Source organism: Bacteroides sp. An19 (assembly GCF_002160215.1).
Classification (GTDB): Bacteria; Bacteroidota; Bacteroidia; order Bacteroidales; family Bacteroidaceae; genus Phocaeicola; species Phocaeicola intestinalis.
Genome location: NZ_NFKD01000069.1, coordinates 1 through 24,246, shown reverse-complemented (window position 1 = coordinate 24,246; position 24,246 = coordinate 1). Strand labels below are relative to the sequence as shown.

21 protein-coding genes, 1 pseudogene and 1 riboswitch are annotated in these 24,246 nt (G+C 45.7%); of the genes and pseudogenes, 7 read left to right on the top strand and 15 right to left on the bottom strand.

All coding sequences use genetic code 11. From position 1 onward, the window contains the following. Window positions 1–376: 376 nt before the first annotated feature. Window positions 377–928, bottom strand: coding sequence for a carbonic anhydrase (locus B5F25_RS17980; protein WP_022040990.1), 552 nt, complete (start codon window positions 926–928; stop codon window positions 377–379). A gap of 108 nt (window positions 929–1,036) precedes the next feature. Then, the gene (locus tag B5F25_RS17975; RefSeq protein WP_225226491.1) at window positions 1,037–1,798 is read right to left on the bottom strand and encodes a DUF4465 domain-containing protein; all 762 of its coding nucleotides are present in this window, start codon (window positions 1,796–1,798) and stop codon (window positions 1,037–1,039) included. 187 nt (window positions 1,799–1,985) lie between these two features. Further along, a riboswitch (cobalamin riboswitch) is annotated at window positions 1,986–2,184 on the bottom strand. A gap of 111 nt (window positions 2,185–2,295) precedes the next feature. On the opposite strand from B5F25_RS17975, the gene B5F25_RS17970 reads away from it, so the two are divergent. Then, on the top strand, window positions 2,296–2,547 hold the full coding sequence (locus B5F25_RS17970) for a hypothetical protein (protein ID WP_087251217.1): 252 nt from the start codon (window positions 2,296–2,298) through the stop codon (window positions 2,545–2,547). Window positions 2,548–2,804: 257 nt separating this feature from the next. On the opposite strand, the gene B5F25_RS17965 is transcribed toward B5F25_RS17970, so the two are convergent. Further along, window positions 2,805–4,076, bottom strand: a complete 1,272-nt coding sequence (locus B5F25_RS17965; protein WP_225226463.1) for a glycosyl hydrolase family 8 — start codon at window positions 4,074–4,076, stop codon at window positions 2,805–2,807. A 94-nt stretch (window positions 4,077–4,170) separates the two neighbouring features. Between B5F25_RS17965 and B5F25_RS17960 the strand changes: the two genes are divergently transcribed. Continuing rightward, the gene (locus B5F25_RS17960) at window positions 4,171–5,445 is read left to right on the top strand and encodes a phosphoribosylaminoimidazolecarboxamide formyltransferase (protein ID WP_262483274.1); all 1,275 of its coding nucleotides are present in this window, start codon (window positions 4,171–4,173) and stop codon (window positions 5,443–5,445) included. 87 nt (window positions 5,446–5,532) lie between these two features. Here the strand turns inward: B5F25_RS17960 and B5F25_RS17955 are convergent, their stop codons facing one another. Both B5F25_RS17955 and B5F25_RS17950 read right to left on the bottom strand, forming a co-directional pair. Next, entirely contained in the window at window positions 5,533–7,581 is a 2,049-nt protein-coding gene (locus B5F25_RS17955) for a hypothetical protein (RefSeq protein WP_087251219.1), read from the bottom strand. Between the two features lie 55 nt (window positions 7,582–7,636). After that, window positions 7,637–8,515, bottom strand: a complete 879-nt coding sequence (locus tag B5F25_RS17950) for a helix-turn-helix domain-containing protein (RefSeq protein WP_087251215.1) — start codon at window positions 8,513–8,515, stop codon at window positions 7,637–7,639. 160 nt (window positions 8,516–8,675) lie between these two features. Here B5F25_RS17950 and B5F25_RS17945 point away from each other — a divergent pair, with 160 nt between their 5' ends. Then, on the top strand, window positions 8,676–9,455 hold the full coding sequence (locus B5F25_RS17945) for a hypothetical protein (protein WP_087251213.1): 780 nt from the start codon (window positions 8,676–8,678) through the stop codon (window positions 9,453–9,455). Window positions 9,456–9,709: 254 nt separating this feature from the next. On the opposite strand, the gene B5F25_RS17940 is transcribed toward B5F25_RS17945, so the two are convergent. The 8 genes from B5F25_RS17940 to hpt all read right to left on the bottom strand — a co-directional run bounded on the left by B5F25_RS17940 (window position 9,710) and on the right by hpt (window position 15,699). Beyond that, the gene (locus B5F25_RS17940) at window positions 9,710–10,720 is read right to left on the bottom strand and encodes a PD-(D/E)XK nuclease family transposase (protein WP_087251212.1); all 1,011 of its coding nucleotides are present in this window, start codon (window positions 10,718–10,720) and stop codon (window positions 9,710–9,712) included. 115 nt (window positions 10,721–10,835) lie between these two features. Then, entirely contained in the window at window positions 10,836–11,432 is a 597-nt protein-coding gene (locus B5F25_RS17935) for a porin family protein (RefSeq protein ID WP_087210671.1), read from the bottom strand. 143 nt (window positions 11,433–11,575) lie between these two features. After that, window positions 11,576–11,764, bottom strand: a complete 189-nt coding sequence (locus B5F25_RS17930) for a hypothetical protein (protein ID WP_022040967.1) — start codon at window positions 11,762–11,764, stop codon at window positions 11,576–11,578. Between the two features lie 11 nt (window positions 11,765–11,775). Then, on the bottom strand, window positions 11,776–12,438 hold the full coding sequence (locus B5F25_RS17925; RefSeq protein WP_087251210.1) for a phenylalanine--tRNA ligase beta subunit-related protein: 663 nt from the start codon (window positions 12,436–12,438) through the stop codon (window positions 11,776–11,778). 15 nt (window positions 12,439–12,453) lie between these two features. Further along, window positions 12,454–13,257 carry a peptidoglycan editing factor PgeF gene (gene pgeF / locus B5F25_RS17920; protein WP_225226466.1) on the bottom strand — a complete coding sequence of 268 codons (804 nt, stop codon included), beginning with the start codon at window positions 13,255–13,257 and terminating at the stop codon, window positions 12,454–12,456. Then, on the bottom strand, window positions 13,254–14,426 hold the full coding sequence (gene obgE / locus B5F25_RS17915; protein ID WP_022040970.1) for a GTPase ObgE: 1,173 nt from the start codon (window positions 14,424–14,426) through the stop codon (window positions 13,254–13,256). The genes pgeF and obgE overlap by 4 nt, the downstream gene beginning before the upstream one ends. A 137-nt stretch (window positions 14,427–14,563) precedes the next feature. Then, window positions 14,564–15,133 (bottom strand): adenylate kinase, encoded by a 570-nt coding sequence (locus tag B5F25_RS17910; protein WP_022040971.1) that lies wholly within the window; start codon window positions 15,131–15,133, stop codon window positions 14,564–14,566. Window positions 15,134–15,162: 29 nt separating this feature from the next. Beyond that, entirely contained in the window at window positions 15,163–15,699 is a 537-nt protein-coding gene (hpt, locus tag B5F25_RS17905; RefSeq protein ID WP_022040972.1) for a hypoxanthine phosphoribosyltransferase, read from the bottom strand. A gap of 102 nt (window positions 15,700–15,801) precedes the next feature. On the opposite strand from hpt, the gene B5F25_RS17900 reads away from it, so the two are divergent. Both B5F25_RS17900 and B5F25_RS17895 read left to right on the top strand, forming a co-directional pair. Next, complete coding sequence (locus B5F25_RS17900) at window positions 15,802–17,319, top strand: NAD(P)H-hydrate dehydratase (RefSeq protein ID WP_087210662.1); 1,518 nt, start codon at window positions 15,802–15,804, stop codon at window positions 17,317–17,319. 11 nt (window positions 17,320–17,330) lie between these two features. After that, window positions 17,331–18,377: a DUF4831 family protein gene (locus B5F25_RS17895; protein WP_022040974.1), complete on the top strand. Its 1,047-nt coding sequence runs from the start codon at window positions 17,331–17,333 to the stop codon at window positions 18,375–18,377. Between the two features lie 157 nt (window positions 18,378–18,534). On the opposite strand, the gene B5F25_RS17890 is transcribed toward B5F25_RS17895, so the two are convergent. Continuing rightward, window positions 18,535–19,053, bottom strand: a complete 519-nt coding sequence (locus tag B5F25_RS17890) for a DUF3332 domain-containing protein (protein WP_087251207.1) — start codon at window positions 19,051–19,053, stop codon at window positions 18,535–18,537. Between the two features lie 137 nt (window positions 19,054–19,190). Between B5F25_RS17890 and B5F25_RS17885 the strand changes: the two genes are divergently transcribed. Together B5F25_RS17885 and B5F25_RS17880 are read left to right on the top strand one after the other, a co-directional pair. Then, on the top strand, window positions 19,191–20,774 hold the full coding sequence (locus tag B5F25_RS17885) for an MFS transporter (RefSeq protein WP_087210655.1): 1,584 nt from the start codon (window positions 19,191–19,193) through the stop codon (window positions 20,772–20,774). A 468-nt stretch (window positions 20,775–21,242) separates the two neighbouring features. Beyond that, window positions 21,243–23,678 carry a DEAD/DEAH box helicase gene (locus B5F25_RS17880; protein WP_087251205.1) on the top strand — a complete coding sequence of 812 codons (2,436 nt, stop codon included), beginning with the start codon at window positions 21,243–21,245 and terminating at the stop codon, window positions 23,676–23,678. Between the two features lie 263 nt (window positions 23,679–23,941). Here the strand turns inward: B5F25_RS17880 and B5F25_RS22545 are convergent. Next, window positions 23,942–24,097 (bottom strand): annotated as a pseudogene (locus tag B5F25_RS22545) (helix-turn-helix domain-containing protein); the annotation flags it as partial. Window positions 24,098–24,246: the final 149 nt, after the last annotated feature.

Here is a 24,246-nt window from a genome sequence, read left to right as displayed (position 1 = left end):
CAAAGGTACGCCTTTTTACCGAAACTGCAAGAAACTGGAGAACTTTTTTTGAAACTTTTTTCATGTGAAATATGCAAAATGCTGATATTCACAGATATACAGGAAAATATTTACACCTAGAGAAAACTTAGTAAGAATAACAATACTCCTTATTATATATAACAACAGAAAACCGAAGGCAAGGATACAAAAAAGCACCTATATGTACGGGGCAACGGATATATCTTCCATGCCCCCGTACATATAAGTGCGTACCTTGAATGAATTAAGTAATGCTGTATCAGGTTCTAATAAATGAAGTAGCCTTCAACGAAATAATATATGCAGCATTAAATGCATTTATCTTGCACTTGTCATCTTCTCCTTCAGTTATGCATTAATCTATATTTTCAAACTCAGTCAATTTACCAGTTACAGAGTCAATAATAAATCCACGCACGACTACATCTTTAGGCACTAATGGATGATGTTTTACCAAATGCACACTACCTCGTACCGATTGCTCCACATCGTCAAACCCGCTCAACCAAGCGTGCAAATCAACATTGCAATACTCCATCATCTCAATGTCACGGTCGGATACTCCGTGCTCTTTAATATGTCGCAACATGACCTGACTATCCATGTGTTGCGCCCCACAATCCGTATGACCGATAATCATAATTTCTTCTACACCCAGTTCGTAAATACCTACCAACAAGCTACGCATCACACTTCCAAAGGGATGTGTCACCGTTCCTCCGGCATTCTTAATCATCTTTACATCCCCGTTGCGCAAGCCTAAGGCAGCAGGTATCAACTCAACCAAACGCGTATCCATACAGGTCACTATCGCAATCTTCTTATCAGGATATTTTGTGGTTACGTACTGTTCATAGCCTTTGTTTTCTACAAAGGAACGATTGAACTCCAATAATTCGTCTATCATACACACTTAATTTTATGTTTCAAACCGCACAAAGATACGCAAAAAGGCCCACTCTTCCGAAGATAAACTTCTTCTAAGTGAGCCTTGCTGATTATTTTCGAGAGGAAATCAATTTTCCTGCAATGTTATATCATCCATGCAAAAATAAGAAGGAGTATTCATACCGAAATCACCTATATCGGAAGAAGACATTTCAAACGTAATATACGAGGCATCTGCCAGTTCGCTCCAGTCGAACCATTCCCACGTATCGAGAATCATGCTGTTCCCATCACGAAAATCGGCCAAATAAAAATCGACACGCCCTATTTCGGAATCATCGCTTGCGTGACCTACAGCAGTCAGAATGAACCAGTCACCCACTCCAAACTTCCGCACCAAACCTATTCCTCCATCATTACCGTCTTTCATAGCCAGATAATCATAGGTTGTATTCGTTACCCATGCTCCTTTGAAACGATATTTTCCAACTTGCAGATTTGTAATCCGCGCTGGAGTGTACTCGTTTGCATTACTGGTCAGGTAAACGCTTCCATCCCTGCCAGCACCGGTAATGGCACTTAAATTGGTATATCCAGAAGTTGTTACATCCGTTCCATTGGTATAAGTGAACCCTCCACCAAAACTCTGTCCACTAAAATAATGGGAAAAAGCAACTAACGCCTGAGGGTCGGAGAAGGAAGTCCTTTGATAAAACCCATCCACTTCGCCTTCGGTGGCGATGAAAGAGCTATTCGGCTCGCTCAATTCGCCTTCAAAACTGATTACCGCTTCTTCTTTCTGCTCTTCACTTGCCGGATTCTCGTCATCGCTACAATTCCAAAGCGACACACACAACAGTGCCGCCCAAAACCATACTAATTTTTTCATCTGTCCTAATTGCTTTAATTGATTCATGTTATCTTTTGGTTAAAATATAAACCTATCCACACAAGGAAGTTATCCCTGCGCATCTTCGCATAACACCGATTGCAATTAGAAAAAGGGAATAATAAAGAGAGGGCAGCCCGAAAAGCCACATCCTGCCGTATTCCCACGCTTTTTCCTCGAAAGCAGTGAAAATGCAAAGGCACACGGCAGGTCTTCTGACTTGTTCCTATCGACAAACCGCCTTCCCAAGATACCCTCCCAGTGGCTAAGAATGGTTTGCGACACTTCAGTCTATGGAACTTACAGCAGCGGGACTGTTCAGGACTTGCACCTGATTCCCTTTTAATCGGACGTGGTTTGCCCGAACCGTTGCATGGGCAAAGATAGAAAGTTTTTCATTACATGAACTGACGTTAACAAACATTAATAGAAGTATAAGCAGGATTAAGGGCATCTTCTTGTTTATTGACTAAGAAACATAACCAACAACCAACAATATGGAATTTATCATCGTTTCAATACTTCTTATCGCCACCGCTTCCTTTGTAGGAGGCTGGGCTTTGGTCAGTTTTTACAAAGCCGAACTACATTATGGAACATTTTTTCATACAAATACCCAACAACAATCCGATATAGAAGAGATTGACTCCCAAAAGATTTTTGAGTCCAAGATCTCCCTTTTGGACAAACCCATCAGCTTTTCCTTTCCGATAACCCGTCGGACATGCACACAAACCTCTTCTGAATAAAGCCGCTATATAAGTCCATCCGCTGTAAGATTAATAATCTTCAGGCTGCAAGATTATTAATCTTACAAGCGGAAGATTATTAATCTTACACCAGACGAGGCTATCTGCGTTGAGAGAAGAAGATAATAACAACAACCTTTTAAATCATCTGAATATGATAAAGTACAGCTTAGTAATGCGTGGCGAACGGAACGGAGACAGCACACTGTAACTGTGACATCAACAAATGCACAAATGCATACCGCGCATAGTATAAATCACCGCTGTACTGGAAATATCACCCGATACTTTCCGCTCAAATGCATAAAAGCGAATAAACGGAGTAATCCATCGTAGTAATAATTGAAACCTGGAGTAGGACGACTATCCCACAAACGCTGCACAAACTCACGACTTTTGGCATGTGTGCAGACCAGCGATACAGCGGCCGCCGTAGCCACAAGTCCTGGCGCATGAGAAGGTTTTCCCATTTGCAAACTGTCTGGCAACATTGTGCCATCCACATTATATTGATTGACAAACGTATCAATCCCCTGTCCATACAGAAAATCCTGAATCTTATTGCCGTATGCATGCTGCCATTCCCGGTCGGCACATGACCACGAATAATCAAGCGCAATGTTCATCGGCACACGCCAAGAATCAAAACGGAAAGCATCACCTATCATCCAACCTTTATGCATCAAACTTCCGTCGTAGTTACTATAATCAGGAGTCAACCCTGTAACAGGATGAACTGCCTTATGCAAAAAATGGCGGCTGCGTTCGGCACATTCTTTCCAATATGCAGCACGTCCATCGTCAGCCCAACGTGCCCAAACTTCGTAAAAGGCAGGCAAATGGTAAGAAGGATCGGTAAAACCATAACCGAACTTATTCGGGACAAACGTAATAAGCTTGTGTTCTTTATGAATAAGCGGCATAACACTATCTGTTCCATCTTTTTCCATGGCACAATCCAGTATATGCTGAGCTTCGGCCAGATAATCAATACCCGTATCATTTCCCCACAGGTTCGAAGCAAAAATTAATGAGGTAATGAAATAAAGCTCGCCGTCCGAAGCCGACCCTCCATCGATATGACTCCCGTCTTTCCGGCAACACCAGGCAAAATAACCTTCCGAGGCTCCTTCCTTATGCTGCATATAAGTCTTAGTCCAACGCCAAAGCCGGTCAAAAATGTCTTTTTTCTCAAACTGCACAGCTATCATCATACCGTATGACATACCTTCACTACGCACATCATCATGTATTATATCACAGATATATGCTGTAGAGTCATCGGGTTCAACATAAACCTTGTTCTCCGGTGAAAAGATTTCATCGAAAACCGACTGCACCCGAGCATCAATTTCTTGAGAACTGTAGCCCATTTCAGCAAAAATATTACGATATTTCCCTGTGTCGAAAGCCCCCTCCGTCCAAGGACTTTGCAGCAAATCCTGCGTTTCCGGAACTGAAGCCAATACGGAAAAGAACGGCAATCCTAATAACACCAAGAAAAGCATTCCGAAAATTCTGTTTTTCATTTGTTCTTTCATAATTGAAATATACTTGTTAAGGTTCAAAAATCATTTACTGCCGGCAAATGTAAACAAAACAAATGACTTTTCTCCTATATTAATGTTACAAGATTATTCTGTATGTTACATCGGGGTACAGGGATACGTTTTTTTTCGTATATTTGCCGAAAATAAACATTTTAAACAACAAATGCTTATGGCAAAAGAACTCGAACTGAAATACGGCTGCAACCCCAACCAGAAACCAGCACGTATTTATATGAAAGAAGGAGAACTGCCGCTGGAAGTGCTGAACGGACGTCCGGGATACATCAATTTCCTTGATGCGCTGAACGGCTGGCAGTTGGTGAAAGAACTGAAAGAAGCGACCGGCATGCCTGCCGCTACCTCATTCAAGCACGTTAGCCCTGCCGGTGCCGCCATCGGGCTGGAACTGGACGAAACGATGAAACAGATTTACTTCGTAGGCGATCTGCCGTTGTCTCCCCTCGCTAACGCATACGTGCGTGCCCGCGGTGCCGACCGCATGTCTTCCTACGGCGACTTTATCGCGCTGAGCGATGTGTGCGACGAAGAGACCGCCCGCTTCATCAACCGTGAAGTTTCGGACGGCGTTATCGCTCCGGGCTATACCGAAGAGGCGTTGGCTATCCTGAAAGCGAAACGTAAAGGTACATACAACGTCATTCAGATTGACCCGGAATATCGTCCGGCTCCCATCGAGCACAAAGACGTGTTCGGCATCACCTTCGAACAGGGACGCAACGAAATCAAGCTGAACGGAGAGGAACTCTTCGCCAACATCCCGACACAGAACAAGAACCTGCCCGACGCGGCAAAGCGTGACCTGATGATTGCGCTTATCACCCTGAAATATACCCAATCGAATTCGGTGTGCTATGTGAAGGACGGACAAGCCATCGGTATCGGCGCCGGCCAGCAGAGCCGCATCCACTGCACCCGCCTTGCCGGAAACAAAGCCGATATCTGGTACCTGCGCCAGCACCCGAAAGTATTGAACTTGCCTTGGGTAGAGAAAATCCGCCGTGCCGACCGCGACAACACCATCGACGTATACATCAGCGATGATCACGATGATGTATTGGCTGACGGCGTTTGGCAGCAGTTCTTTACCGAAAAGCCCGAAGTATTGACCCGCGAAGAGAAACGTGCCTGGCTGGACACGCTGAAAGGCGTATCGTTAGGCTCGGATGCCTTCTTCCCCTTCGGCGACAACATCGAACGTGCACACAAGAGCGGCGTGGAATACATCGCCCAGGCAGGAGGTTCGGTGCGCGACGACCATGTCATCGAAACATGCGATAAATACGGCATCACGATGGCGTTTACAGGCATCCGTCTGTTCCATCATTAATATTAATTTCGAACACAGAGACACGGAGGCACAGAGTTTTATATTCTACAAAAATATATGTTTTGTGTCTCTGTGTTCTATTTTGCTTTACCTCAAGATGCCGGTATCTTTATCCGCTTTCTGTTCAATGTTCCGCCGGACATCTTTATATGCCCTTCCCTGTGAGAATTTCCATGCAATGTTCAGGCTCACGAAATTGCCCAAGTCACGGCAATGCAGAGCAGTCGTTTTCCGGACATAACGGTTGTACACATCCGACTGGAATTGCTTGTAACGGTTTCTAAACGGTTGTTGCCAGGCAAGCGACAAGTTCAGGTTCTTGTACCGGTAGGATGCGTTCAGAGAAACAAACGAGCCGTTGAATCCTTCGGTCTCACCTTCGAGGAAACGGAAACCGCTGTCCATGAATGCCGAAAGGGTAAGTTTGCCTAAGTAAGCCTGCACATTGGCTGTACCCGAATAAAACGTCTTGCAATGCGTATAGTCTTCGCCGAAGTTAAAACAGCGGAAAAGCGTACCAGATAACGCTATCGAAAGCTTATCGGGGACTATCCAACCATTCGCATACAGCATCAGGTTAAGCACATCGATTTCTTTTTGATTGAGTTGGGTGTAAACAAACCGGTTGTCTTCGGTCCGGATATACGTAGCCATATTCGGCTGATGGCAACGTTTTCCGTATGCCTGGACAAAAGACTGGAAGCGGGGATGCGTGTACGAAACCTGAAAAGTATGCGCTTGCTCCCGGTTCGGGCGGATATCGGGATTGCCCAGCGTCCATTCCATGCTGTTGTTGCGGATAGAAGTATTGCTAATCATCGCCACCCGCGAAACATGCTCGCTTATCTGGAAATCATATTTCAGCTGGACGGCTTGCACTGGATTGTAGGCAACGGAAGCCTTCGGGCGGAACAGCCAGTACTGATAATCGTGCGCTTGCTGGCGGTAATCCAAATAACTGCCTCCTACTCCCGCCACATACCTTATCAGACCAAGTTTCCCCTTTATCTCGGCAAAAGCGTAGACGCTGCGGTTATGCATCGGATTGACGGAATTTACATCACCCGTGTACTTATTCTTCGTGTATTTCTGCATGTAGTTTGCCCCAGCAGTAAACGTAAAAGGCTTGAGCCGGTTCTCGTAAACGGCTTCACTCATCAGGGAATACGTCTTCCCTTCCACCCGATATGCATACGGCGCACCCTCATCGTAACTGCTGCGGAGCGAAGTGGCGATATACGTCCCTACGGCATTCAGTGTCAGCGACTGACGGGAAGTCAATTGCTTAAAGAAATACAAATCCAAGACCGGACTGGAGCTACGGTTGCGTTCGCGTTGCGTGGCAAGGTATTCCTCGTTTCCTTCCAGAATCTGCTTCCGGTTATAATTGTCGGGGACATGCGAGAAACCGGCATTCAGTGAAGCCTGAAACACATAATCGGCAGAATCGGCAAGGTTGTATTTCAATTGCAAACCGTTGCTAAGACTCCGGCTGCGCGAAGCGATGTCGTTCCGCCCAATGGTACGGACCGACCCGTCCGTAAGCCGGTAATGAGCTGTTTCATTCGTCCGGTTTCCCTTAAAGTCCTTGTACCCGAAATTATAACTCAACGAAAGCTCGCTGTTCCCGGCGTTCCATTTTCCGTAAATTAAATCATTGCCCGACTTAGCAGTCAGTGCCTGGGTCAGATCAATGCCGACCGCATATCCGCTATCCGCCCGGCGGGTCAGAATGTTAATAACGTATGCGATTCCTTCTCCGTATCTCACCCCGGGATTGTCGATAAAGTCTATCCGGCTGATGCTTCCGGGAGAAAGCGCCAGCATTTCTTCCCGTCCTACAATAATGCCATTGATGCGCAACTGGATGCTTCCCCGTCCGTCGATGGCAGAGAGGCTTTGCGAAACCTCATCCACACGGATATTGGGCAAGGATAACTTCTGCAGAATGCTATACCCCGAATGCGATGCATTTTTCTGCGTTTCGGTGGGATAAATAATTTGCCCGTCGGGTTTATGAATTACTTTAGCCGCCTTTATTTCTACTTCTCCAAGTTCGATAGTCTTCGTCTCATTCTGTGCCGAGCCAACGAGGGCATATACGAATAAGACCAGCAAGATGTTGATACGTTTCATTGTGTCCATGTTTTTAGTCCGGACACAAAAATACGTTCGAAGGCTACACACTCATCTAACATGTAGCTGACATCTTCCTGACATTTGGCTGACAACTGGTTTTCGGTCTGATTTCCAGCGCATAGCTTCTTCCTTTATGAGCGACAAGCTGCAATTCGCTACATGCCTCAAGAATCGGTTTCAACCGTTTCACCAAGGTATAGAGCGTATCGTTGGCATCCGCTTTCTTGGACCAAAGCAGGGCGCATATCTCTTCTTTCGATACCGAATGGGAAGGAGCCTGCCATAGCATCAACATCAATCGGTATTGCATCGGAGTAAAGTGGACAAGCGCATGGCTTGCATCATAAAAACACTTGTCCTCGGGCGAATAAGAAAGCCCTCCATAGCTGACGGTACCAGCAAGCGTCTCCTTCTTCCGAAAAAGAAATGCAGTTCCCGCCGCCCAAAGCAACGCAGCAAAAGCCAGCAAGGACGACCAACGCTGATCGGACATACGGAATATACCGATTGCAGAAAGCCGCACATAACTTTTCACGGCAAGCGTCGTTCCGGTCGCTTCATTGTTCACTATCAACGTATCGCTGCTGATAACATCCGCTTCCGGGAACTTACCGGGATAAGCCTCATCAACAATATGAAACGAAAGGAAGGCATTATCTTTCAGCTTCCGGTTCTTCAAATTACGGCATAGCTTCCGGTCGGCAATGGCAAGCCATACTTCTCCGTCCGACACTTGCCTAAGCCGCTTGTATGCCCGGATAGAGTCTTGCGTGACGATATCCTCTTGCCTTTCTTCAAACATACGCAACAAAGCCTGGTTCAAGTCGGCGGTTATCGCTTCTTTGGCACCGCAATACCCCTGACGCCCTGCCAACAAAGACGAGAGCATCAACACCATAAAGACTCCAACAGATAAGATTCTCCTGTTCATATCATTTTTCCCGATTGTATTTCATACGGCAAAAATAGTAAAAATAGTCCGAAAGCCCCAACGGCTTTTATACGGCTTATGCCGTTTTCTGTTAAATAATGCGTTACGCTTCCTTTTTTTGCCTATATTTGCCGAAAAGAAACGTTTATTCAGGACAAAGATGAAAACAAAGAGATTTTCTTGCAGCATCTATGCGTGGACGCTTTTCGTCTGCGCATTCGGATTGGTATCCTGCCACGACCTGACTATCGACAACGGAGGGTATCTCAGTATGATGAATAGAGGCACTATCGTAGGCAATGACGAAGACGGCTATTACCTCTTTTCGGACGGAAGAAACGAAGTCGCCATCTGCTACGGCAAAGGACTGGACAAATACGAACGGGCTTACTACAGCCTGTCGTTCAAAGAAGAAAACCGGTTCTTTAGCGACCGCACTCCCGGCTTCACTATCATTGACAACGCAAGGGTAGGAATTGTGGAAACCTACAAGGTCATCCACCCCATCAGTAAAACGGAAGCGGACAAACGGGGCATCACGCATCCAGACAGTTGCAGCGTAGACGAGAACTTTTATTTTTCCAACTCTTACGGAGCGTACTGCGGTTATTTCGATTTCTCCACGCTCGCAACAATTACTCACGACCTTTACACGCATTACGAATATGCATCCATTCCCATAGACTTGGTATACGACCCTGTCCGCCAAAGTCCGGACACGCTACGCTTGGAGCTTTGCTATCGCCCCCACGTGCCGGAAGGTTGGGAAAAGTATCGCTATGAAGCCGGCACTTTTTCGTGCGACATCTCCGGACTCGCCAACTTGCAGGAATGGAACGATTCGCTTTGCATCGTAGTGGACACGGGAGACAAGCAGCTCCACTACATGCCCATCAGCAAAAAAGGCTTCAAGAAGCCCGAACCGTTTTTCGATTTTTAAGCAGAACAAGGAAGGGAATTGAATGAAATGCCGAATCTTAGAAACTGTTTTGAATTTCTCCCAAAAGTTTTCTCGCCTTGATGCATTATTTTAGTGTGTGCTTTGGGAGATTTTTGAGTCATTCCAAATCATCACACGACAAATTCAAAACAGTTTCTTCTTCATCGAATTTCTTCCAGTCTTTTTTCTTTAGAATCAAGTTTTTTCACCTTTTGGAAGTTACATTAGCAGCCTTCCTTGGCTTATTTCCTCCTTTATAATTCCTCAATCTCTTCCAATGCCAATTGCGTAAAATGGGCAATGGTTTCAACAGGCATACCTGCTTCTTTCATCTTCTTTGCCATTTCTCTCATGCGCAAAGCCATTTCCTTTTCACTTTCCGCCTTCGCTTCTGCCCTGCCTTTAGCCTCTCCTTCCGCAAGCCCTTCGGCACGACCTTCTGCTCTACCTTCTGCTCTACCCTCTGCACGACCTTCAGCACGACCTTCAGCACGACCTTCAGCACGTCCTTCTTTCAAACCTTCGGCACGACCTTCATACCAGCCTGTTTTAATAACACTCCGTTGGTAGCGCAAAGCCTCCATATCATGGATATATGCACGCCTGTCTTGGTCGGAAAGCGAATCCACCCGGAGCCGCTCCCGTGCTTCAGGCAAACCCTTAGCGGTAGCCGAACTATCTATATTGCCCGTCTTGAAGAACTCTATCCATTCATCAAGAGGTGTCTTAGCTATTTTATCGAAGTCATTTACACGTAGCACGTAATATTCTGGGAAAATATCTCCGGCGTCTTTTCCAATAAACCTTTCCCTCTGCCGTATGGAAAGTTGCAATACGTCATTTGGGTCATGCAACCCCCGGAATATGGTTTTCCCATGATAGACATAATCTTTCCCTTGTCCCAATTCGAAGTACACGATATTAATGGAGTAGATTTTCTTTACTTTATCATAATCATCGCCGAGGTTAATATACTCAGAAATAGTTTTCGACACACCATACAACATCCGGTGAAAGTAATCTAACTCGTGGTTGTTCTGCACTTCAATAATAAGAAGCCGCCCTTGCTCGTCTTCCACCAGCATATCAGCACGGTTAAACTTGTCATTCACTTCTGTCTGGTTTGCTTCACTTTCCAGGAAGCGTACGATGTGCAAGTCTTCTCCCAATAGAGTTGACAGAAATCCTTCCAGCACGACATAATTACTCTTGTCTCTGAGCAGACGTTTCATCGCCCAATCGAAACGAATGAGATTATTCTTCATATCCTATCGTTTTTAATTTTCACAAAAATACGAATTTAATTGGGAACGACAACATACAGAAAGAAAAACGAGGATGTTGTTCCTTATTATTCATCCTCGTTTCCATATAAAATTATCAAAACTTGAAGCCTGCGCTGAAGAAGAGGTCATAGTTACGTGGACCATCCTTACAAACCTTACACAAACCGAAATCGGCATCCACGCCTACTATCCAGTGTGGGAAATCGAGCGCAACACCGACTCCGATGCCGGCATCGAAGCGGCGGAAGCCGTCCCAACCCACTCCATCGGCATCCTTGAAAGTCTTCCAAGAAGTAGTAACATCATTTTGCTCATATTCCGTTTTACCGTTCACGCCTACTGCAACATATGGACCTGCCGTAAACACAAGGTCGAAGCTATCGGTAGCACGCATGTGGAACGCAGCCATCAAAGGAACCTGAAAATAGTTCTGATTGACTTTCACATCATTTTCCATCTTCGCACCTTTCGAAACCCAACTCAATCCAGGCTGGAAAGAGAACCATTCGTTCAAGGGGACATCCGCTGTAACACCTACACGCGGATTAAAAATGGCATTCGAACCTTTTGCCGCATCTCCCGTCCAGCCACTCATGCCGATGCCCACTTCGAACATCATCGTCGGCCTCATCTGTGCCGACACCGTAAGCATCGACAACATACATACCGCTAACAGAAATAACTTTTTCATACGCTTATCATTTTAGATTGTTTTGCATAGAACAAATATAAGGTTTTTAATCGGTATGCAAAACAAAAATCGGTGATATTGCACAGAAATCGCTACGTTTCGACAAAGTTTCTTCCCCAATGCGGATATATGTATGCATCCGGTTACCCGTTTTTATGCCGATTGGCACGGCGGCGGCGATATTCTGCCTTCATTTTTGCTGAACCAGATCCATGTGTTCCGGTTATATATGCTTTCTTCTTTGCTTTCGTTTTTACCTTTTCTTCTTTTTCCTTTTTCAAGCCGGCACCTTTAAAGATAATACCTTCCGCTAAAATTTTCTCTATATCCATACGTTTTGGTTTTATTCGAAATAAACGATTTCTATATCCTGAGCCTCTGCAAACTCTTTCATCAGCCCTACCATATAATTGACGGATTCAACCAATCCCTCACTTCCTCCATACGCATTCATTATCGCCAACACGTGCGTAGTGTCTATGCTCATCTTTGTCCGTTCGTGGTCACTGGTAGGCGTTCCGATACCTCCAATGGCATCCCGATAGACTGGCATACCCTCAATATTCAGTGTGCCCCTGCCGATACCTTCGTAAGGTTCTCCGGCTCGTCCGATACCCAACACCAGGCGATCGCCTTGAATTTTGTCACGGTCGAAACCTCCTATCGAATTTCCACTATAAATAGAAGCCAGGTTAATCAAGTCTACCAACGTATCAATCTGATACAACGGAATGCCCCGCAAGATGCGCCGGCACAACGCTTCGGACGAAGGACGATAGCGGCTGGGGTCTTTCCCACATTTCTTATAAGCCTGTCGGGTAGCCTGAATAGCAGGCATTTCCTTGATAGAATCGACGGTATATTTCGCGCGATACAAGGCGGTAAACTCGTCAATCCGCTTCCATAACTCAGCACTATAAACCGTATTCTTTACCGTAGCAAAAACAGCCGCTCCCCGAAACTGCGGCCAAGCACGATGTAATTCTTCGGATACTTCTATTTTCATAAGTCTTTAAATTTTTCAACACATCATTATCCCTGACAAAATCCGTCCGGAAGCAATACCCAGCCTCCGTGCGGAAAAGAAATCATCTTTATTCTTCCACGTACAAATGCCACTGACCTCAATACGCGAAGTGTTCACTCCAAACTCCAGAAGCTGCATCCGGTTGGTTTCCCAAAGATCAATATGCCACTTCTCTTTCCGGACAGCAATACGCGGCATATCAAAACCAGCCTTATCAAAAATATCATAAACCTCATCCCCGACTTCGAATGCATCTTGTGAAATACCCGGACCTATACAAGCATATATATCTTCTCCTCGCGTACCATACACTTTTTTCATCACACTCAAAGTCTTACATACAATACGTGCCACCGTACCTCTCCATCCTGCATGGATAGCCGCTATTGCCCGATGACGCACATCATAGCACAAGACCGGAATACAATCGGCGGTAGATACGCAAAGACAAACTTTCGGCACATTTGTAACCAAAGCATCCACTCCTTCGAGCAACGCCTCCCTGTCCGGTTTACCCTTCTGCAAGAATACATCATCCACGATTCGTATTTCCGTCTGATGTACCTGATGCGGAATAACCAGTTCACCACGCACTGGCAATAGCGAACTAAGCAATTCCCGGTTTTTGAGAACAGCTTCCGGCATATCCCCACAATAGCCGTTGCAATTGAAAGATGCGTAACTCCCTTGACTATATCCGCCATGACGGGTCGTCGAAAAACAAAAAATGTTGGAATACAGCTCCGTCAAACCGTATTTCAACATCCTTCTATCTTCAGTCAGCCTGTTGTCCATCATTTTTCCGGTTCATCGTCCCAGTCTTCTTCATACTCGTACTCGAAGTCATCTTCATCATCCACGTCTTCTACGTAACTGAAATCCTCGTCCATATCTTTCAATTCTTCCTGCAACAGATGGATGTCCTTTGACCGATGTACGATAGATGACTGACGCAATCCTTCCAACTGATTGCCTTCTTTATTCAGTTCTGTCCACAAGATGTCTTTCAACTCTTGAATACCCATACCGGTCACAGATGAAATAAATACACAAGGAAGATTGTCTGGAAGTGTCGGCTTCAACATTTCCATCAATTCTTCATCCAGCATGTCACATTTGGTGACGGCAAGCACCCGCTGCTTATCAAGCATTTCGGGATTGAACTTTGCCAGTTCGTTCAACAGCACATCATATTCATGACGGATGTCATCTGCATCGCCGGGCACCATAAACAACAACAAAGAATTGCGTTCGATATGTCGCAGGAATCGCAAACCCAAACCTTTTCCTTCGCTTGCTCCTTCGATAATGCCCGGTATATCTGCCATCACGAAAGACTTTCCATCGTGATAAGACACGATACCCAAGTTCGGTTCGAGGGTAGTAAACGGATAATCAGCTATCTTCGGACGTGCCGCCGACACTCTTGACAACAGTGTCGACTTTCCAGCATTGGGAAAGCCTACCAGTCCGACATCCGCCAGCAGTTTCAGTTCCAGTATCACCATCATTTCCTGCATCGGCTCGCCCGGCTGTGCAAAACGTGGAGCCTGACGTGTGGCTGTACGGAAATGCCAGTTACCCAGTCCTCCTCTACCTCCTTTCAACAAGATGACCTCCTGCCCGTGTTCGGTTATGTCGCATACATATTCGCCCGTCTCAGCATTGTATGCCACGGTTCCGCACGGCACTTCAATCACCTTATCTGCACCGTCTTTACCAAAGCTCCGGCTCTTTGAACCGTTCCCGCCATTCTCGGCAAACACATGACGTTCGTACTTCAGATGCAACAGAGTCCAATAATTACGGTTTCCGCGCAAAATGACATGTCCTCCTCTACCGCCGTCTCCTCCATCGGGACCACCGTTGGGCATATATTTCTCCCGCCGTAAATGAGCCGATCCGCGTCCTCCCTTGCCAGAGCGACAATAAATTTTCACATAATCTACAAAATTCGATTCTGCCATAAAAATATTTTTTAGTTTTTGAGTTTATAAGTTTTTGAGTTCTTAAGTTTCTTGTTTTTAAGCCCATAAGCCTAAATGGTCCAAGAACTTATAAACTTAAAAACTCAAAAAACTTATAAACTTAAAATCTCAAAAACTTACAGACTATCCACAGCCTTACAAATGTCAGCGAAAATGCCATCCATCGAGCCAAGACCGTTGATATGATGGTATTTGCCATCGTTCTTATACCAGTCAATCAACGGAGAGGTCTGCGAATGATATACCACCAGACGTTTTTTGATAGTTTCCTCATTATCATCCGCACGTCCGGATTCCTGCCCACGCTTGATAAGACGAGCCATCAGCTCATCTTCCGGCACTTCCAGGTCCAACATCACCGACACCTCTTGTCCGCGTTCGGCCAACATCTGCTTTAAAGCTTCGGCCTGTGCAATGGTACGGGGAAAACCATCGAAAATCACTCCCTTGCTGTCCTTGAAACTATCGAACACACTTGCAAGTATATCAATCATCAAAGCATCCGGTATAAGTTGGCCGTTGCTTATATATTCATTAGCCGTTTTACCTAACTCCGTACCGTTCTTGATTTCGGCACGCAATACATCTCCCGTCGAAATATGGTTCAAACCGTATTTCTCCACGATACGTGCGCTCTGAGTTCCTTTCCCCGAACCTGGAGCACCAAAAATTACAATGTTCAACATCTTTTTTACCTTATATTATTGATTAGTGATTATTCTACAACCGAATAAATATCACGATAATTACGTCCCAGCCCCTCATAGTCCAGACCGTATCCCACGATAAAGTCGTTGGGGATGCGCATTGCCACATAACGGATATCCAAGTCCACCTTCAGCTTGTCGGGCTTTAGCAGCAACGTGGCAATCCGTATTTCCTTCGGGTGCTGCGCCCGCAGCGTCTCAATCAGCCTCTGCATCGTCAAGCCTGTATCCACGATGTCTTCCACAATCACCACCGTACGTCCGGTTATGTTTTCGTTCAGTCCCACCAGTTCCTTCACTTTTCCGGTAGAAGAGGTTCCCTCGTACGAAGCCAGCTTGACAAACGAGATTTCACACGGAATCGTGAGACGTTTCATCAAATCTGCCGTAAACATAAAAGAGCCGTTTAAGACACTGATAAAAAGTGGGTTGTCACCTGCCAAATCTGCATTAATCTCACCGGCTACCCGTGTCACTTCCTTCAGAATGGACGCTTCGGATATAAAAGTCTTAAACTGCTTATCTTTAATCTGGATTGTGTTCATAATGGCGCTTCTTTATAAAATTGGGACAAAAATACGATTTTTCCCTTAAACTTCTATACTTTTTTTGTACTTTTACCCGCAAATAGCTATTATGACACAAAGATGAAAATACTTACTTGCACCCAACAAAAGGAAGCCGATGCCTATACCATCGCCAATAACAATATTCTCTCCATCAACTTGATGGAAAAAGCAGCCTCGCTGATTGCCGATGAAATCAGCAAAAGGTGGGATCGTTCACACCGCATCGTTGTATTTGCCGGAGCGGGCAACAACGGAGGTGATGCCCTTGCAGTCGCACGCCTTCTGTTCTCCAAGAGTTATCCGGTAGAAATTTACCTGTTCAATATCAAAGGAACCATTTCGGAAGACTGCATGACCAATATCCAGCGATTGCAGCAATGCGGATTCACTGACTATCACGAAATCAGCAACGCATTCGAACCACCCAAACTGACGGCTGAAGATGTAGTAGTAGACGGACTTTTCGGCTCAGGACTGAACAAGCCGCTGAGTGGCGGATTCGCCTCCGTCGTAAAATACATCAATGCTTCCAACGCACAGGTAGTCTCCATTGATCTTCCTTCCGGACTGATGGGAGAAGACAACAGCAACAACCTGCGTACAAACATTATCCGTGCTGACCTGACCCTGAGCATCCAGTTACCAAAACTGGCTTTCCTTTTCCCTGAAAACGAAGACATCGTGGGCGAATGGAAAACACTCGACATCGGCATTAGCCAAGAGTTCATCGCACAAGCAGATACTCCTTATATTATTACGGAGGCTAGTGAAATGAGCCAACTCATCAAACCGCGCAAACGCTTTGCTTTCAAGAACAACTTCGGACATGCACTGCTTATCGCCGGCTCGAGTGGGATGGCTGGTGCTTCCATCCTAGCAGCACGTGCCTGTTTGCGTTCAGGCGTAGGATTGCTTACCATACATACCCCTGTATGCAACCACGACATCCTGCAAACAGCCGTACCCGAAGCTATGGTACAAAATGACGTGCACGAACTTTACTTCGCCGAACCAGTCGACCTTGACAACTATCAGGCGATAGCCATCGGTCCAGGCATCGGGCAGGAAGAAGAAACGGCACTTGCCACCTTCGACCAGCTTGCCGATTGCTACATTCCCGCCGTGCTCGATGCAGATGCCATCAATATCTTAAGTTCGCACCGGAACTATCTGAACCGCTTGCCTCGCCGAAGCATCCTCACGCCACACATTGGCGAACTGGAACGCCTTATCGGACGTTGCAACGATAGTTTCGACCGGCTGACCAAGGCTAAAGAACTTGCCGCCTACCTGCAATGCTATATCGTACTGAAGGGTGCCTACTCCACTGTTATCACACCGGAAGGCAAATTCTACTTCAATCCCACAGGTAATCCAGGCATGGCAACCGGTGGAAGCGGAGATGTGCTGACTGGTATCATACTTGCTCTGCTGGCTCAAGGATACTCACAAGAAAATGCAGCACGGCTGGGTACATTCGTACACGGACTGGCCGGCGACATAGCCTGCCGCCGTACCGGAGAAATCAGCCTGACCGCCAGCGACATCATCGCTGCACTGCCCGAAGCCTGGAAAGAACTCTGTGAAACTAAATAATAGATACGCGCATGAAAAGAATCGTTTTTGCACTAAGCATGCTGGCATGTGCGACGCATATCGCTGCACAAGACATCAGCTACTACACTCCCGGAAGCGATGAAGGAATTGTCTACTTCCTTCCGAAAACGGCACTGGAGGTAAATATCATTGCCACACACATTACATACCAGCCTGGAGAACTGTGCCAATATGCCAACCAATACCTGCGGATGAACAACATAAGTTCCCAACCGGAAACGCACTGGGAAATCAAGCGGATAGAAGTACGCTCGGCAGGAGTACCCGACTCTACCAAAGCCTACATCATCAAGCTGAAAGACAAAAGTGCCATGAGCAACGTGGAACTGACCAACAACGGACTTATCAAAGCCATCAATACAACGGCACCCGACATACAAAAAGCTGAATATGTACTGGAAAAGCCTCAACACCACGAAAACCCACGCCAATACATGACCGAAGAAATACTGCTGGCCGGGTCTTCGGCAAAGATGGCAGAACTTACCGCTAAGGAAATCTACAACATACGGGAAAGCAAGAACCTCATCTTGCGAGGACAAGCAGACACCATGCCCAAAGACGGTGCATCCCTACAACTGGTCATCGACAACCTCGATAAGCAGGAGAAAGCACTGACCCGCCTCTTCAGTGGAACCACCGACCGCGAGGACAAAGTGTTCACCATCCGCATCCCTGCCAATGAGCCATTCAGCGATAAAACAGCCTTGCGTTTTTCTAGCCTGCTAGGCATACTTCCTGCCGATGACCTTGCGGGTACCCCCATCTATATCAGCTTAGCCAACACGGTTCCACTGCCTCCAGCTACCACAGAAAACGAAAAGAAAAAGAAAAAACTGGAAGGAGCCATCTACAACATACCTGGGAAAGGGAAAGTAACCGTCACGTACGAAGGAAAGACCTTATTCGAAGACGAACTCCCTATCACACAGTTCGGAACGACCGAAGTTCTGGTAGAAGACCTGTTCAAGAAAGTAAACACCCGTGTCGTTTTCAATCCTGAGACAGGAAGCATCCTAAAAATTGACAAAGACTAAGAAGCTGTTTTGAATTTCTCCAAAAAGTTTTTCTTGGCTTGATGTATCCGTTTTCCAATTAGAAAGCCGGTTGGAACGGCAAGGCTGTTTTTTCATTCTGCCTCACCGCACCAACCGGCATCCGCATCTATATTAAGATATACTGAAAATCCGCCTATCATACAGCTACGGTTTCCTTCAACCACTCAGGCATCACCGTCGTTGAGGTTCCATCCTGTTGCTTGTAAGTTACCGTACCATCCTCGTTCATAGTCATCAATTCATAAGTCTTTCCTTCGGCTACTACATTCCACGTACGTTTCTCCGCATCGTATACTAAATTTAACGGATGGTCTACTTCGCCCAATTTCGTAATGGTATACCCTTCTTCGTTTGTACGGACTAGATATTCTCCGTCTTCTCCATGAATAACTTTTTCCGTACCTACATCAGCCATTGGATTGGAACCCGACCAAAACTCAATTGAATTTAGTACAAGCACATCTGCCAAATAAGCTACTTCATATACCGGTATGATATGAAAAGCTAAAAACACAAGCTCATTGACTGCTTTATGTCCGATTCCCATATTCCAATCTTTCAGACTATTCCATGCGCTGAATGAGCCAATACATGAAGAACATAACAAACATCCTCCTAACACAGCACACACAGCTGTCGCTTTCATCTTTTTCATCGATTCAAGTTTTAGCAATTAATTATAACACCCACAAAGATAGAACTTATTTCAAGGAAAGAAACAAAAACCACCAAAAAGAAGTATCTTTGTCGCACATTTTAGCAAATATGTAAAACTATTAAATAAAAAAACAAATGAAAGAACAAATCCAGAAACGCCTGAGCGACTCGAAAGCCGCTCGCTGGACGGCACTGTTCATCGTGTCGTTTACCATGATGTGCGGCTATTTCCTTACCGATGTCATGGCTCCTCTTGAAAACTTACTCACCACGAAAGGCAAAGTTGTTTATTTCACCGACAACACTTCCATGCCTGCCGACAGCCTGGTGGCAAAAGTGGAACTCTTTGCCGAAGCCAATGCATTATCGGCTCCCGACCTGACGGTACAGAAACTGGAAGAAGGAGCCAAATACCAATACATCGAAAACATAAACGGAAATCAGGAAACCATCAGCAAGACCATCAGCACGGTATCGACAGGTAAAGGATGGAGCAGCACGGAATACGGTTTCTTCTCAGGGGCCTACGGATACATCAATGTGTTCTTGCTGATGCTGTTTTTCGGAGGAATCATTTTAGACAAGATGGGAGTCCGTTTCACCGGCATGATGTCGTCGGGACTGATGTTTGCAGGCGCCCTGATTAAATGGTATGCCCTGAAGAACGATTTCGGCGATGCCATGTTATGGGGCATGAACCTGCAAGTAGTAATTGCAGCGTTAGGCTTCTCCATTTTCGGCATGGGAGCAGAAATTACAGGAATCACCGTATCAAAAGTCATCGTGAAATGGTTTGCCGGCAAAGAACTGGCACTTGCCATGGGACTTCAAGTAGCCATGGCACGCATCGGAACCGCCATCGCTCTGGCAGCCAGCCTGCCCATTGCACGTATGATGGGCGACATATCCGGCTCTGTCCTTATCGGAGCCATTGCCCTCTGCGTAGGTTTCGCATCTTATCTGGTCTATTGCGTGATGGACCGCAAGGAAGATGCTTCGGTATCCGCCGCCCGTGCCGAATCAGGAGAAAATCCTGAAGAAGGCTTCAAAATGTCCGATCTGAAACTTATCTTCTGTAACAAAGGTTTCTGGCTCATCACGCTGCTTTGCCTGATGTTCTATGCCGGCGTATTCCCTTTCCTGAAATTTGCCACCAAACTGATGATTTATAAATACGAAGTGCCCGAATCATTTGCCGGCCTTATTCCGGCACTGTTGCCTTTCGGTACCATCCTGCTGACTCCTGTCTTCGGTACATTATACGACCGTATCGGACGAGGCGCCACTTTAATGATTATCGGTTCGGTGATGCTAACTGCCGTACACGTACTTTTCGCCCTTCCTGTAATGAACTACTGGTGGTTTGCCGTAGTTGTAATGATTATATTAGGTATTTCCTTTTCACTGGTACCAAGTGCAATGTGGCCTTCCGTTCCTAAAATCATTCCAATGAAGCAATTGGGTTCTGCATATGCTATCATCTTCTACATACAGAACATCGGTCTGGCCATGGTTCCTACGCTCATCGGCTATGTCATCGACCGTTTTGCCACCCAATACAATGCAACAGGTGCCATTATCGGCTACAATTATACCATTCCCATGGTCATCTTCGCACTTTTTGGCTTGTGTGCCATCATCATCTCGTGGATGCTGAAAAGTGAAGACAGCCATAAACATTACGGGCTGGAAGAGTCAAATATCAAAAAAAGCGCTTAAAAAAACATACTATAGTATAAACTGTATTTTACCATATTCAGATGATTTAAAAGGTCGTTGTTATTTTCTTCTTCTCTCAACGCAGATAACTTCGTCTGGTGTAAGATTATTAATCTTCCGCTTGTAAGATTAATAATCTTGCAGCCTGAAGATTAATAATCTTACACCAGATGGACTTATATGCGTTTGCCGATGCACCTATATCCGTGGGCTTACACAACCGGCTGCGCCTTGAATGCACATATTGATGCCGCTAATGTATAGCCATAAGATTCTTCCCTATAATGTCGTTATACAAAAGCAATCCAGAAAACGACCAAACGTATCGCCTGAATATTTTTTCACAACCAATCTATCAGAAATTGAAGCATTTATGCATTTTGTTTCTAGAAATGTGTATTTTTGTACCAACGCGATAAATTCAAAACAGCTAAGGAAGAAATAGAAAAATTATAAAACCATCAGAAAATGGCAAAAAAGAAAACCGACAAAAGCAAGAAGGTATCCTACCACTACAAGCCGGACAATATGACATTGGAACAATGGCAAATCGCCCTGCGCAGGCAAGCCGCCGAAAAAGAAAACTTCGGCATTCAAGAATTGAACGCCCAAGAATATCCCGGCTATTATATCGTAAACAATCCGGTTTCACACAATACGTACAAAGTGATTTATCGCGGAGCATTCAGCGCATGGAACTACTGTTCGTGCATGGATTTCAAAACCAGCCAGTTAGGCACATGCAAACACATAGAAGCGGTCAAGCTTTGGCTGGAAAAATCCCACAAACGGACATGCACCGATACACCAGCCTATACTTCGGTCTACCTATCCTACCGGAAGGGACGGAAAGTACGCCTGCGCATAGGGACAGACAATTCCGAAGAGTTCCAAAAGCTTGCCGAACCTTATTTCACACCTGAAGGTATCATGCGCCCCGAAGCCATCGATACAATCAATGATTTTTTCAGTAAAGCCCTGCAACTCAATAATACGTTCCGTTGGTATGATGACGCGATGGACTTTATTTTAGAACAGCGTGACAAGCGCAAACGGGAAAAGTTCCTTTCCGAACCCCAGGCAGACACCTTAATAGACTCCCTGCTCAAAGTCCGCCTGTTCCCTTACCAGAAAGAGGGAATCCGCTTTGCCTACCGTGCCGGGAAATCCATCATAGCCGATGAAATGGGACTGGGCAAAACCATCCAGGCTATCGGCACCGCCGAACTGATGCGCAAACAAGGCATCATATCCTCGGCACTAGTGCTCTGCCCTACTTCGTTAAAGTATCAATGGAAAAAAGAAATCGAAAGGTTCACCGATGCACAAGCCATCGTAGTGGAAGGGAACCATTTGAAACGGAAAACACTCTATAAAGCAGCTCCTTTCTATAAGATAGTATCTTACAACAGTGTATCCAACGACATCGAAATCTTGCACGGGCTACAAACCGATTTCTTGATTATGGACGAAGTGCAACGCCTTAAAAACTGGAACACAAAAATTTCCAAAGCAGCCCGACACATCGAAGCTGAATATGCCGTAGTACTTTCGGGGACTCCACTGGAAAACAAACTGGAAGAACTCTACTCGGTAGTGCAATTCGTCGACCAATATTGTCTGGGACCATACTATAAGTTTATCAACGAAACCGTCATCAAATCGGATTCCGGAAAAGTAAAGGGATATAAAGGACTGAATACTGTAGGTGAAAAACTACACGACATCTTGATACGCCGTAGAAAGAAAGACGTAGCCTTGCAGTTGCCCCAACGTATGGACAAAGTGTTGTTCGTACCCATGACCCAGGAGCAACAGAACATGCATGATGAGTTCCAAAGCATAGTTGCCCAACTGGTCTACAAATGGAACCGCCAACGTTTCCTGAGCGAAAAAGACCGTAAACGCCTGCTTTTGCTGATGAGCCAAATGCGCATGGTATGCGACAGCACCTATATCTTAGACCAAAAGAGCCGCTACGACACAAAGATAGACGAAGTAATGAACATTCTCAACAACGTGTTCGAAAGCGGTGACGAAAAAGTTGTGATATTCAGTCAATGGGAACGCATGACACGGCTCGTAGCTGCCGAACTGGACAAGATAAACATCCGGTACGAATACCTCCATGGAGGTGTACCTTCGGAAAAACGGAAAGACCTGATGGAAAACTTCACCTCGTTGCCCGAAAGCCGTGTGTTCATCTCTACCGATGCCGGAAGCACAGGACTGAACCTCCAAGCCGCATCTATCCTCATCAACCTCGACTTACCGTGGAATCCTGCCGTATTGGAGCAACGTATCGCCCGCATTTACCGTATCGGGCAGCAACGAAACATACAGGTCATCAACTTGGTAGCTCCCTCTTCCATCGAAGAACGTATGCTTTCTACCCTCAATTTTAAGACTTCACTCTTTGAAGGCATACTGGACAATGGCGAAGACAGCATCTTCCTGGATGATAGCAAGCTGGATAAGATCATGGAAAACATCGCGTCTGTTGTAACCGAATCGCCTAACGAAGAGAAAAAGAAAAGCGGAGACATCATTGACCCAGAAGATCGGGAAAAGCCAGCTTCACTTCCCGAAAAAGACGAGAAACCGGCAGAAAACATACAGGCAGACACGTTTGATGAAGAATCTTTATCTCAAACGGAATATACACGTGCATCAGAAACACCAGAAGCCGACCGTCTGATCAGCCAAGGCGTATCGTTCTTCAACGGACTGGTACAAACGCTCAAGTCCCCCGAAGCCACACGCCGGCTCGCCGAAAGCCTGATAGAAGAAAACAAGGAAACCGGGAAGACCACTTTACGCATTCCAGTTCCTGATAAAGAAAGTGTCATCAACTTCCTCACCTTGGCGGGCAGCATATTGGCACACATCGGTGAGAAAAAGTAAAAAGCGAATCTGCCTGTTGGCTGCACACGTTTTCAGACGATATAAGTAGATGTTGAGAATTAGTTTATTAATGTGTCGGCTCAGAAACGCAGAAAATCTGCGTTTCTGGTGATATCATTTAATTTTGCACACTTACTTATCTAGAATAAGATTAAAAAAGGTTGAGATCTAGAACCTGTTTTGAATTTATCGTATGCTGGTTTAGGATGAGTTTTTCACAGCCCCTCCAGACCTTTCCTCATGGGGAGGGGCTGTGATAATATTCATAAACTCGAAAGTTGAGTGTTGAGATATGCCGTCCGGTAATATTTGGGAGACATGCCTTTGTGCGCCTTGAAATATTTCCCGAAAAAAGAAAGATTAGGAAATTTCAGTTCATTGACAATTTCCTTAATAGAAGACTGAGTATGACAAAGCATGCCCACCGTCAAGTTAGAAGTGCAACTCCTCCACCGCCTTCCTCCGTCCTTGGAGCGTAGCGGAAAGGGCGGAGGAAGGCGGTGGAAGCCCGGAATCAGGGTCATCCGGCAATACAAAATAAAAAAGGGAGACCTCTGTCTCCCACGGA